Raw genomic sequence first — 12855 nt, forward strand, 5'->3', positions numbered from 1 at the left:
TCTGCCTGCTGTGGTGCTGATTAAGAAGTGAAGTTGTCATTAATGAGCGGCATTTTGCTTAAACTTGCGCCAGTTGGCAACTTATTCAGAAACCAGACCGCATTTGATGATAAGAAATGGTTGTGATTTTATTTCGACGCAAACGGTTTCGTCGACGCGCCAGATTCTTTATAATGACGCCCGTTTCCCCCACTTGGGCACACCGAAAGCTTAGAAGACGAGAGACTTATGATGGAAATTCTGCGTGGTTCACCTGCACTGTCTGCATTCCGTATTAACAAACTGCTGGCACGTTTTCAGGCTGCCAACCTCCAGGTCCACAATATTTACGCCGAGTACGTCCATTTTGCCGATCTGAATGCACCGTTGAATGAGGATGAGCACGCGCAGCTAGCACGTCTGCTGAAATATGGTCCTGCTCTTCACAGCCACGCCCCTGAAGGCAAACTGCTGCTGGTTACGCCTCGCCCTGGCACCATCTCCCCGTGGTCTTCTAAAGCGACTGATATTGCCCACAACTGTGGCCTGCAGCAGATTAGCCGTCTGGAACGTGGCATTGCCTGGTATGTTGAGGCCTCTACGCTGACCGCTGAGCAGTGGCAGATGGTTGCCGACGAACTGCACGATCGCATGATGGAAACGGTTTTCCCTGCGCTGAACGATGCCGAAAAACTGTTTGTTCATCACCAGCCAGCACCGGTCTTAAGCGTTGATCTGCTGGGTGAGGGACGTCAGGCGCTGATCGACGCTAACCTGCGTCTGGGTTTGGCGCTGGCGGAAGACGAAATCGACTATCTGCAGGATGCGTTCACCAAACTGGGACGCAACCCGAACGACATTGAACTGTATATGTTTGCGCAGGCTAACTCCGAGCACTGCCGCCACAAGATTTTTAACGCTGACTGGATTATCGACGGTAAACAACAGCCTAAGTCGCTGTTCAAGATGATCAAGAATACCTTCGAAACCACGCCGGACCACGTGTTGTCTGCCTATAAAGACAACGCCGCGGTAATGGAAGGTTCTGAAGTGGGCCGCTATTTTGCCGATCACAAAACCGGCCGCTACGATTTCCATCAGGAACCAGCCCACATCCTGATGAAGGTAGAAACTCATAACCACCCGACGGCTATCTCTCCGTGGCCAGGTGCGGCAACCGGCTCCGGCGGAGAAATCCGCGATGAGGGTGCAACTGGTCGTGGTGCAAAACCGAAAGCCGGGCTGGTAGGCTTCTCCGTCTCCAACCTGCGTATTCCTGGCTTTGAACAGCCTTGGGAAGAGGACTTTGGTAAGCCGGATCGTATTGTCACCGCGCTCGACATCATGACTGAAGGCCCGCTGGGCGGCGCGGCGTTTAACAACGAATTTGGTCGCCCGGCGCTGACCGGCTACTTCCGCACCTATGAAGAAAAGGTCAACAGCCATAACGGCGAAGAGCTGCGCGGTTACCATAAACCGATCATGCTGGCAGGCGGGATCGGTAACATCCGTGCCGATCACGTGCAGAAGGGCGAGATCGTCGTTGGCGCCAAGCTGATCGTCCTCGGCGGCCCGGCGATGAACATTGGCCTTGGCGGCGGGGCAGCCTCCTCTATGGCTTCTGGCCAGTCTGATGCCGATCTTGATTTCGCTTCTGTACAGCGTGATAACCCGGAAATGGAACGTCGTTGCCAGGAAGTTATCGACCGCTGCTGGCAGATGGGCGATGCCAACCCGATCCTGTTTATCCATGACGTTGGCGCGGGTGGCCTGTCTAACGCCATGCCGGAGCTGGTCAGCGATGGCGGCCGCGGCGGTAAGTTCCAGCTGCGTGACATCCTCAGCGACGAGCCGGGCATGAGCCCGCTGGAAATCTGGTGTAACGAATCCCAGGAGCGCTACGTGCTGGCGGTTGCTGCCGATCAGCTACCGCTGTTTGACGAACTGTGTAAGCGCGAGCGCGCGCCGTACGCGGTGATCGGTGAAGCCACCGAAGAACAGCATCTGACCTTGAGCGACAGCCACTTCGACAACCAGCCGATCGACATGCCACTCGATGTGCTGCTGGGTAAAACACCGAAAATGACCCGCGATGTGCAGACGCTGAAAGCCAAAGGCGATGCCCTGAATCGTAGTGAAATCTCGATTGCAGATGCGGTTAACCGCGTGCTGCATCTGCCAACTGTCGCGGAGAAAACGTTCCTCGTGACTATCGGTGACCGTACCGTTACCGGTATGGTGGCGCGTGATCAGATGGTTGGTCCATGGCAGATCCCGGTCGCCAACTGCGCGGTCACTACCGCAAGCCTCGATAGCTACTACGGCGAAGCGATGTCTCTCGGCGAGCGCGCGCCAGTCGCATTGCTCGACTTCTCAGCCTCTGCGCGTCTGGCTGTAGGTGAGGCGCTGACCAACATTGCGGCAACGCAGATTGGCGATATCAAACGTATTAAACTGTCGGCCAACTGGATGGCGGCTGCAGGTCACCCTGGCGAAGACGCCGGACTGTACGAAGCGGTAAAAGCCGTTGGGGAAGAATTATGTCCGGCGCTTGGCCTGACCATTCCGGTGGGCAAAGACTCTATGTCGATGAAAACCCGCTGGCAGGAAGGCAACGAACAGCGTGAAATGACCTCGCCGCTGTCGCTGGTGATCACCGCCTTTGCCCGCGTGGAAGACGTGCGCCACACGATTACCCCGCAGCTTTCTACTGAAGACAACGCCCTGTTGCTGATTGACCTTGGTCTTGGTCACAACGCGTTGGGCGCGACGGCGCTGGCGCAGGTTTACCGTCAACTGGGGGATAAGCCTGCCGATGTGCGTAACGTAGAGCAGCTGAAAGGCTTCTACGACGCCATTCAGGCGCTGGTCGCACAGCGTAAGCTGCTGGCCTACCATGACCGTTCCGACGGCGGACTGCTGGTTACGCTGGCGGAAATGGCTTTCACCGGTCACTGCGGTATTGAAGCTGATATTCACTCTCTGGGTGACGATCGTCTGGCGGCGCTGTTTAACGAAGAGCTGGGCGCGGTGATTCAGGTTCGGGCAGCCGATCGTGACGCGGTTGAGGCGTTGCTGGCTCAACATGGCCTGGCCGATTGCGTGCACTATCTGGGTCAAGCCGTGCAGGGCGACCGCTTTGTGGTTGAAGCAGACGGTCATGCGGTGTTCAGCGAAAGCCGCACCACGATGCGTATGTGGTGGGCGGAAACCACCTGGCAGATGCAGCGTCTGCGCGACAACCCGGAGTGTGCCGATCAGGAACACGACGCTAAAACCAACGATGCCGACCCAGGCCTTAACGTTAAACTGTCGTTTGATATCAACGAAGATATTGCCGCGCCGTACATCGCCACTGGCGCGCGTCCGAAAGTGGCCGTGCTGCGCGAGCAGGGCGTTAACTCCCACGTCGAAATGGCGGCGGCTTTCCACCGTGCGGGCTTTGACGCCATCGATGTACACATGAGCGACCTGCTGGGCGGACGCATCGGCCTGGGTAACTTCCAGGCGCTGGTGGCTTGTGGTGGCTTCTCTTACGGCGATGTGCTTGGCGCAGGCGAAGGTTGGGCGAAGTCAATTCTGTTCAACAACCGTGTGCGTGATGAGTTCGAAACCTTCTTCCATCGCCCGCAAACGCTGGCACTCGGCGTGTGTAACGGTTGCCAGATGATGTCTAACCTGCGTGAGCTAATCCCCGGAAGCGACCTGTGGCCGCGCTTTGTGCGTAACCACTCCGACCGCTTTGAAGCCCGCTTCAGCCTAGTCGAAGTGACGCAAAGCCCATCTTTACTGCTTGCCGATATGGTGGGGTCGATGATGCCGATTGCCGTTTCTCACGGTGAAGGTCGTGTGGAAGTGCGTGACGGTGCGCATCTGGCTCAGCTTGAGAGCAAAGGTCTGGTGGCACTGCGCTACGTTGATAACTTCGGTAAGGTGACCGAGGCTTACCCGGCTAACCCGAACGGTTCGCCGAACGGTATTACTGCTGTGACCACTGAAAATGGTCGCGTCACCATTATGATGCCACACCCGGAACGCGTGTTCCGTACCGTGAGCAACTCCTGGCACCCGGAAAACTGGGGCGAGGATAGCCCGTGGATGCGTATCTTCCGCAACGCGCGTAAACAGCTTGGATAATTAGCCTATGATCATCAAGCCCCTCTCGTGAGGGGCTTTTTTTTGTCTGCCGTCTGATGACGCTACGCTTATCAGGCTTACGGGGAAATGCGGTTGTAGGCCGGATAAGGCGTTCACGCCGCTATCCGGCAATAAACTCAGCGTTTGCACCTAAAAGTAAAGTGTCGGGAAATGCCGACATAGGTGAGGTGGCGTTGTCGTCAAAAAGAGACATTTAATTTTTTGATTTATAAAGAATTTGTTTTTAAATGCTACAGGTGTTGCTGATTGGCGACGGTGTGGGTGAAAAATGGTCAAAATCATTTCTCAAATAAATAATCATATTTTCTATATTTATCATTGTGTTAATAAAGTGTTTTGAATATTGGCACAGATGCTGCATAATATTAACCAGTGGCTCATTCACCTTCTTATGTCAGCCCCTTCGGGACGTGCTACATAAACTTCGAATGACGCACAACAAGGTGCCTGCCGTCCAACATCTGATATTAGCGAAGCTCATATCAACCTTCGGGCGAAACGTCGAGTTAGGCACCGCCTTATTCCATAACAAAGCCGGGTTAATCCCGGCTTTGTTGTATCTGACGTTCCCCTCAGTTAGCATCAATCTATTTCCGTCCATTGAGAGTAACGCCTTGAAGCGCTTGTCTGTTTTCCCCCGATCTTTACGTCAATTGGTGACGCTGGCATTTTTGCTGATCCTGCTGCCGTTGTTAGTTTTGGCCTGGCAGGCGTGGCAAAGTCTGAATGCCCTGAGCGCGCAGGCAGCGCTGACTAACCGAACTACGTTGATTGACGCCCGACGCAGTGAAGCGATGACCAATGCTGCCCTCGAGATGGAGCGTAGCTACCGACAGTATTGTGTGCTGGATGATCCGACGCTGGCAAAGGTTTACCAGAGCCAGCGTAAACGTTATAGCGACATGCTGGATGCACATGCGGGCGTGTTGCCGGACAACAAGCTCTACCAGGCGTTGCGGCAGGATCTCAACGATCTCGCCCAATTGCAGTGTCGTAACAGCGGCCCTGACAGCGTGGCAGCAGCCCACCTGGAAGCCTTCGCTAATGCGAATACCGACATGGTGCAGGCCACACGTACCGTGGTTTTCTCGCGTGGTCAGCAGTTACAACAAGAAATTGCCGAACGTGGTCAGTTCTTTGGCTGGCAGGCGCTGCTGCTGTTTCTCGTTAGCCTGGCGATGGTGCTGCTGTTTACCCGCATGATTATCGGCCCGGTGAAGGGCATCGAGCGGATGATCAACCGTCTGGGGGAAGGGCGCTCACTGGGCGATAGCGTATTATTTACCGGGCCCCGTGAGCTGCGATCCGTGGGGCAGCGCATTATCTGGCTGAGCGAACGTCTTTCCTGGCTTGAGTCGCAGCGGCATCAGTTTTTACGCCATCTTTCTCATGAGCTGAAAACACCGCTGGCGAGTATGCGCGAAGGTACCGAATTGCTGGCCGATCAGGTAGTGGGCCCGTTAACACCGGAGCAAAAAGAGGTGGTCGGCATCCTCGATGACAGCAGCCGCAACTTGCAAAAACTGATTGAGCAGCTTCTCGATTACAACCGCAAGCTGGCGGATGATGAGGTTGAGCTTGAAAGTGTAGAAATCGCGCCGCTGGTGGAAAGCGTGGTTTCTGCGCATAGCCTGCCCGCTCGCGCCAAAATGATACATACTGATGTTGCGCTTGCGGTGAACGCCTGCCTGGCGGAACCGATGCTGTTGATGAGCGTGCTGGACAATCTTTATTCCAATGCGGTGCACTACGGCGCTGAATCCGGTAACATTTGGATCCGCAGCAGTTTGCATGGCTCAACGGTATATATTGATGTAATGAATACCGGCACACCGATTCCAGAAGCGGAACAGACCATGATCTTCGAGCCTTTTTTCCAGGGAAGCCATCAGCGAAAAGGGGCGGTAAAAGGAAGCGGATTGGGGCTGAGCATTGCCAGAGATTGCATCCGCCGTATGCGGGGCAAACTGTATCTGGTTGATGACCATGCGCAAAACGTTTGTTTTCGCATAGAGCTGCCGCTAGCTGCTGCGAAAAATCACTAAAATAAACCTAAGTCTGGTGAGTATGCCTTACGTTGTTGTTCGAATGCTTAAACGACATTTTTTCCGTCGCGTTATCCTCGCAAGCCTGCCGTGTCTGGCGCTGGTTGGCTGCGTTCCGAACGCGGTGAATCATATCATCGGCGATCCTTCTCAGGAGAAAATTCCGCCGCATCAACTGGCGGACTACCTTGCAACCGACTGTACGGATATCTGGTCGCTGTCTGGCCAGTCCACAGAAACCAACCCGCTGTACTGGCTGCGGGCGATGGACTGTGCCGATCGCATGATGCCGGTGCAGGCGCGCAGTGAAGCCAGTGCTCAACTCACAGATTCCTGGCAGGGCGCTTTCAAACGCGGGATCCTGCTTGATAACGCCCGTATTACCCCGCCTGAACGGCGGGAGGTAGTTACGCGTCTCGACGCGTTAAACCCACAAATTCCGACTCAGGTTCGACCGCTTTATCAGGCCTGGTTCCGTAATCAAATGTTGCAGTTACAGCTTGCCGAAGAGCGCCTGCGCTACAGTAAACTCCAGCAGTCGTCAGACAGCGATCTCGATACGCTGCGTCAACAGCAACAGCATTTGCAGTCCCAGCTCGATCTCACGACCCGCAAGCTGGAGAATCTGACCGATATTGAGCGCCAGCTTTCCACGCGCAAACCCGCCGGGAGCTACAATCCTGATGCGCCGCACGGGAACGATAAACTCACCACGCCCGATGACGAGAATGGCGCCACGCCGCCAGCCGATGAGGTAACGCCATGATAAGCCGTAAGCCTGCGCATCTGCTGCTGGTGGATGATGACCCGGGTCTGTTGAAATTACTTGGAATGCGACTGACCAGTGAAGGCTACAGCGTCGTGACCGCGGAAAGCGGGCAGGAAGGGCTACGGGTGCTGAATCGCGAAAAAGTGGATCTGGTTATTAGCGATCTGCGCATGGATGAAATGGACGGCATGCAGCTGTTTACTGAAATCCAGAAAGTGCAGCCGGGCATGCCGGTGATTATCCTGACCGCTCACGGCTCCATCCCGGATGCCGTTGCGGCGACCCAGCAAGGGGTCTTCAGTTTTCTCACTAAGCCAGTCGACAAGGATGCGTTATATCACGCGATTGACGGGGCGCTGGAACAGTCTGCGCCTGCTACTGATGACAGTTGGCGTGAGTCCATTGTCACCCGCAGCCCGCTGATGCTACGTCTGCTGGAACAGGCGCGAATGGTGGCGCAATCGGATGTTAGTGTCTTGATCAACGGCCAAAGCGGAACCGGGAAAGAAGTTTTCGCCCAGGCTATTCACAACGCCAGCCCGCGCAACCACAAGCCCTTTATTGCCATTAACTGTGGCGCGCTGCCGGAACAACTGCTGGAGTCTGAACTGTTTGGTCATGCGCGTGGCGCTTTTACCGGCGCGGTGAGTAATCGTGAAGGGCTGTTTCAGGCCGCGGAAGGCGGCACGCTGTTTCTCGATGAGATTGGCGATATGCCTGCGCCGTTACAGGTGAAACTGCTGCGCGTATTGCAGGAACGAAAAGTCAGACCGTTGGGCAGTAACCGCGATATCGACATTGATGTGCGGATCGTTTCTGCGACCCACCGCGATTTACCCAAAGCAATGGCGCGGGGGGAATTTCGTGAGGATTTGTACTATCGCCTCAACGTAGTGAGCCTGAAGATCCCGGCGCTGGCTGAACGTACGGAAGATATTCCGCTGCTGGCAAACCATCTGCTACGCCAGTCTGCTGAACGGCACAAACCGTTCGTACGCGCCTTTTCAACCGATGCCATGAAGCGGTTAATGACCGCCAGCTGGCCGGGCAACGTGCGTCAGCTGGTCAACGTAATTGAGCAGTGCGTGGCGTTGACCTCTTCGCCAGTGATCAGCGATGCGCTGGTGGAGCAGGCACTGGAAGGGGAGAATACCGCGCTGCCGACCTTTGTTGAGGCGCGCAACCAGTTTGAACTCAACTACCTGCGTAAGCTGCTGCAAATCACCAAGGGCAATGTAACCCATGCGGCGCGAATGGCGGGACGCAACCGCACCGAGTTCTACAAGCTGCTCTCTCGTCATGAGCTGGATGCAAACGATTTCAAAGAATAAATCTGCGGATTATGTTAGCTTTATTCGATCAAAAGACAGGCGACCTTTTCAAGGAATAGCATGAAAAAGATTGATGCGATTATTAAACCCTTCAAGCTGGACGACGTCCGCGAAGCTCTGGCCGAAGTCGGCATTACCGGTATGACGGTAACGGAAGTGAAAGGCTTTGGCCGTCAGAAAGGCCATACCGAGCTGTACCGTGGCGCGGAATATATGGTGGATTTTCTGCCGAAGGTAAAAATTGAAATTGTGGTTACCGACGATATTGTCGATACTTGCGTCGACACCATTATTCGTACTGCCCAGACCGGCAAGATCGGCGATGGTAAGATTTTTGTCTTCGATGTGGCGCGTGTTATTCGTATCCGTACCGGCGAAGAAGACGACGCGGCAATCTAAGCCACGCCGTTAATTTGTAGGCCTGATAAGCGTAACGCATCAGGCAGGGTGGTTGCCGGATGGCGGCATAAACGCCTTATCCGGCCTACTCGCGTAATACATTACAAGACTTTATGCGGGCCGAAGCATTCGTAATGAATGTTCTCGTTTTTTACGCCCAGACCAACCAGCTGCTTTGCGGCAAACTGCATAAAGCTAACCGGACCGCACAGATAAAACTGCATCGCCGGATCGCTGATTGCGCTTTCCAGCTTGTTCAAATCCATCAGACCTACGCTATCAAACGCACCTTTCGCGCGATCGGCTTCGGTTGGCTCACGATACCAGGTGTGTGCACTAAAGCGTGGCAGCGTTTTGCCGAGTTCATTTACTTCATCAGCGAAGGCATGTACATCGCCATTTTCTGCCGCGTGGAACCAGTTAACCTGCGCCGTATGCTTCGCTTTTGCCAACGTGTCCAGCATCGCCAGCATTGGGGTTTGTCCCACGCCCGCGGAGATCAGAGATACCGGGGTGTCGGTCGCAACGTCCATAAAGAAATCGCCCGCAGGTGCGGCCAGGTGAACAACGTCGCCAACATTCGCATGGTTGTGCAGCCAGGTGGAAACCTGACCACCGTCTTCACGCTTAACGGCAATACGATAGCCTTTGCCATCAGGTTTACGGGTCAGTGAGTACTGACGAATTTCCTGATGCGGGAAACCTTCCGGCTTTAACCAGACGCCCAGGTATTGTCCCGGATGATATTCAGCTACTGCGCCACCATCGACAGGTTCAAACTCAAAGCTGGTGATCAGTGCACTGCGTGGGGTTTTTGCCACGATGCGGAAAGGACGAGTACCTTCCCAGCCGCCATTTTTATTGGCATTTTCGCTATAGATTTGCGCTTCACGGTTGATGAAAACGTTCGCCAGCACACCATACGCTTTACCCCACGCATCCAGCACTTCCTGGCCTGGGCTGAACATTTCGTCCAGCGTTGCCAGCAAATGACCACCCACGATGTTGTACTGCTCTGGTTTAATCTGGAAGCTGGTATGCTTTTGCGCGATTTTCTCAACCGCTGGCAACAGCGCCGCCAGGTTTTCGATATTGCTGGCATACGCGGCAATCGCGTTAAACAGCGCCTCGCGCTGATCGCCATTACGCTGGTTACTCATGTTGAAAATTTCTTTCAGCTCTGGGTTATGCGTAAACATGCGATCGTAGAAATGGGCGGTCAGCTTCGGACCTGTTTCAACCAGCAGGGGAATGGTGGCTTTCACTGTAGCGATGGTTTGTGCGTCAAGCATACGGTCTTCCTTTATCTGAGACTTTAATGATGTATGTCAAATACATCTTATAAAAAATACCCCTGCATTGTAAATGGTTCTTTGTAACTTTGCGTTGTAAAGGTTACATCGTGAAAAATCTGCATCACAAACCTGAAAAGAAATCCGTTGAAATTCAGCAGACCTTTGTTCTCCAAAGCCTTGCGTGCCGTGAAGGTAATCGTTTGCGTAAAATCCTTTGTCAAGACCTGTTATCGAAGAATGATTCGGTTATACTGTTGGCCGAAGTCCTAGGGACTGCCTTTTTAGGCCGAAATTCTATTGTTAGCTGAGTCAGGAGATGCGGATGTTAAAGCGTGAAATGAACATTGCCGATTATGATGCCGAACTGTGGCAGGCTATGGAGCAGGAAAAAGTACGTCAGGAAGAGCACATCGAACTGATCGCCTCCGAAAACTACACCAGCCCGCGTGTTATGCAGGCGCAGGGTTCTCAGCTGACCAACAAATATGCTGAAGGTTATCCGGGCAAGCGCTACTACGGCGGTTGCGAGTACGTTGATATCGTTGAGCAACTGGCTATCGATCGTGCCAAAGAGCTGTTTGGCGCTGACTACGCTAACGTACAGCCGCACTCTGGTTCTCAGGCTAACTTCGCTGTTTACACCGCTCTGCTGCAACCGGGCGATACCGTTCTGGGTATGAACCTGGCACAAGGCGGCCACCTGACTCACGGCTCCCCGGTTAACTTCTCCGGCAAACTGTACAACATCATCCCTTACGGTATTGATGAGTCCGGTAAAATTGACTACGAAGACATGGCGAAGCAGGCCAAAGAGCACAAGCCGAAGATGATCATCGGCGGTTTCTCTGCTTACTCTGGCGTGGTTGACTGGGCCAAAATGCGTGAAATTGCTGACAGCATCGGCGCATACCTGTTCGTTGACATGGCGCACGTTGCGGGTCTGATTGCCGCAGGCGTTTACCCGAACCCGGTTCCACACGCACACGTTGTCACCACCACCACCCACAAAACGCTGGCGGGTCCGCGCGGCGGCCTGATCCTGGCGAAAGGCGGTGATGAAGAGCTGTACAAAAAACTCAACTCTGCGGTGTTCCCAAGCGCGCAGGGCGGCCCGTTGATGCACGTGATCGCGGCGAAAGCCGTGGCGCTGAAAGAAGCAATGGAGCCTGAGTTCAAGGTTTACCAGCAGCAGGTTGCTAAAAACGCCAAAGCGATGGTGGAAGTGTTCCTGAACCGTGGCTACAAAGTGGTTTCTGGCGGTACTGAAAACCACCTGTTCCTGCTGGATCTGGTTGATAAAAACCTGACCGGTAAAGAAGCTGATGCCGCGCTGGGCCGCGCTAACATCACCGTCAACAAAAACAGCGTGCCGAACGATCCGAAGAGCCCGTTTGTGACTTCCGGTATCCGTATCGGTTCTCCGGCAATCACTCGCCGTGGCTTCAAAGAAGCGGAAGCGAAAGAGCTGGCTGGCTGGATGTGTGACGTGCTGGACAACATCAATGACGAAGCCGTAATCGAGCGCGTCAAAGGTAAAGTTCTGGATATCTGCGCACGCTTCCCGGTTTACGCGTAAGCCATACTGATTGCTGGATGGCGGTGTAAACACCTTATCCGGCCTACAGGTAACTCACATGTAGGCCAGATAAACGACGTGCCATCCGGCAGTTATATTGACTTAAGCAACATTGTTTCATCGACTAAAGCCGCCATTGGTGGCTTTTTCTTTGCCTGAATCCATTTTCTCAATAAACGTATTTCTCGCCCCTGATTCAACGTTACTGCGCCGACAATCACGCCATCCTGTAGGTTAAACCATATTGCTTTATGCGCATCTGAATTACCGCGTATGAGCCAGCTTTCTCCCTGCATATCGCCAACAAGTTGTAGATTGTCATTAAATTGGTCGGTCCAGAACCAGTCTGGTGTCTTTTCCGGCAACGGCAGATTTAGCATTGCGGCGGCGGCAATCTGTGCCTGGTTATTGGCATTTTCCCAGCTTTCCACCCGGCGTAGCGAACCGTCCGGTTGGCGAGTGAGTGCCACGTCACCGGCGGCGAAAATGTCCGGGTCGGTCGTGGTGCAGGCGGTATCAACGATAATGCCATTAGCCGTCTCCAGCCCTGCTTCGCAAGCCAGTACATCATTCGCCACGATACCGATGCCGTAAACTACGGCATCGGCCAGCAGCGTCTCGCCGTTTTGCAGCGTCAGCGAGAGAAACTCTCCCGCTTCGGCGTGTTCAATGGCGCTGTTAAGTAACACCCGCACGCCCGCCTGCTGGTGGCGGGCAAGCAGGTAATCGCGCACAGGAGCAGGGGCGTTGCGGCCCATCACCGACGACGCCATCTCGACCACGGTTACCCGGCAGGCGCGCTGGGTCGCACTGGCCGCCAGTTCCAGGCCAATGGTGCCCGCACCGACGATCACGATAGCCTTACCCGGCTGTAGCACATCGCGCAGGCGTTCGGCGTCTCCAGCATGGCGCAGAGTAAAGCAGCGATCGCCCAGTTTATCCAGCAGTGGAAGAGGACGAGCAGCCGCTCCCGTGGCAATCAGTAGCTGATCCCACGGATAAACCTGGCCGTCAGCCAGCACTAGCTGATGTGTCTGGCGACCGAGCGTCTGGATAGTCACGTTCAGATGCAGATGAACATTATTTTCCTGCCACCAGGCCGTGTTTAGCACCGGCTGTAGCTGCGGGGCGTCGTCCAGCAGCATAGCTTTGGACAATGGCGGGCGTTCGTACGGCTGATGCGGCTCATCGGAAAACAGGTGTAATTCGCCGTCAAATCCCTGCTGGCGCAGTGCGGCGGCAGCCATAGCAGCAGCCTGACCGCCGCCGACGATAGCGATAGTTTTTTTGTTCATAACGCCTC

The 12855-nt window shown here is 54.5% G+C and carries 8 protein-coding genes; 6 read left to right on the plus strand and 2 right to left on the minus strand.

The features are described from left to right. Positions 1-228 precede the first annotated feature (228 nt). The 5 genes from purL to glnB all read left to right on the plus strand — a co-directional run bounded on the left by purL (position 229) and on the right by glnB (position 8681). Positions 229-4116: a phosphoribosylformylglycinamidine synthase gene (gene purL / locus I6L54_RS07865; protein ID WP_040233430.1), complete on the plus strand. Its 3888-nt coding sequence runs from the start codon at positions 229-231 to the stop codon at positions 4114-4116. A 635-nt stretch (positions 4117-4751) separates the two neighbouring features. Beyond that, entirely contained in the window at positions 4752-6182 is a 1431-nt protein-coding gene (gene qseE / locus I6L54_RS07870; protein WP_137378424.1) for a two component system sensor histidine kinase QseE/GlrK, read from the plus strand. Between the two features lie 22 nt (positions 6183-6204). Next, the gene (gene qseG, locus I6L54_RS07875; protein ID WP_040233432.1) at positions 6205-6948 is read left to right on the plus strand and encodes a two-component system QseEF-associated lipoprotein QseG; all 744 of its coding nucleotides are present in this window, start codon (positions 6205-6207) and stop codon (positions 6946-6948) included. Next, the gene (glrR, locus tag I6L54_RS07880) at positions 6948-8282 is read left to right on the plus strand and encodes a two-component system response regulator GlrR (RefSeq protein ID WP_305764162.1); all 1335 of its coding nucleotides are present in this window, start codon (positions 6948-6950) and stop codon (positions 8280-8282) included. The genes qseG and glrR overlap by 1 nt, the downstream gene beginning before the upstream one ends. Before the next feature lie 60 nt (positions 8283-8342). Continuing rightward, complete coding sequence (gene glnB / locus I6L54_RS07885) at positions 8343-8681, plus strand: nitrogen regulatory protein P-II (protein WP_002914032.1); 339 nt, start codon at positions 8343-8345, stop codon at positions 8679-8681. A 101-nt stretch (positions 8682-8782) separates the two neighbouring features. Here glnB and hmpA read toward each other — a convergent pair whose 3' ends face one another. After that, complete coding sequence (gene hmpA / locus I6L54_RS07890; RefSeq protein WP_005130303.1) at positions 8783-9973, minus strand: NO-inducible flavohemoprotein; 1191 nt, start codon at positions 9971-9973, stop codon at positions 8783-8785. Positions 9974-10298: 325 nt separating this feature from the next. On the opposite strand from hmpA, the gene glyA reads away from it, so the two are divergent. After that, positions 10299-11552 (plus strand): serine hydroxymethyltransferase, encoded by a 1254-nt coding sequence (gene glyA, locus I6L54_RS07895; RefSeq protein WP_003037627.1) that lies wholly within the window; start codon positions 10299-10301, stop codon positions 11550-11552. 92 nt (positions 11553-11644) lie between these two features. Here glyA and hcaD read toward each other — a convergent pair whose 3' ends face one another. Further along, complete coding sequence (gene hcaD, locus I6L54_RS07900; RefSeq protein ID WP_040233436.1) at positions 11645-12847, minus strand: phenylpropionate dioxygenase ferredoxin reductase subunit; 1203 nt, start codon at positions 12845-12847, stop codon at positions 11645-11647. Positions 12848-12855 lie beyond the last annotated feature (8 nt).

This window comes from Citrobacter pasteurii, from assembly GCF_019047765.1.
Lineage (GTDB): Bacteria > Pseudomonadota > Gammaproteobacteria > Enterobacterales > Enterobacteriaceae > Citrobacter > Citrobacter pasteurii.

Coding starts and splice junctions, on each gene's coding strand:
- purL (WP_040233430.1), top strand. CDS start 229: ATGATGGAAATTCTGCGTGGTTCACCTGCACTGTCTGCATTCCGTATT.
- qseG (WP_040233432.1), top strand. CDS start 6,205: ATGCCTTACGTTGTTGTTCGAATGCTTAAACGACATTTTTTCCGTCGC.
- glnB (WP_002914032.1), top strand. CDS start 8,343: ATGAAAAAGATTGATGCGATTATTAAACCCTTCAAGCTGGACGACGTC.
- hmpA (WP_005130303.1), bottom strand. CDS start 9,973: ATGCTTGACGCACAAACCATCGCTACAGTGAAAGCCACCATTCCCCTG.
- glyA (WP_003037627.1), top strand. CDS start 10,299: ATGTTAAAGCGTGAAATGAACATTGCCGATTATGATGCCGAACTGTGG.
- hcaD (WP_040233436.1), bottom strand. CDS start 12,847: ATGAACAAAAAAACTATCGCTATCGTCGGCGGCGGTCAGGCTGCTGCT.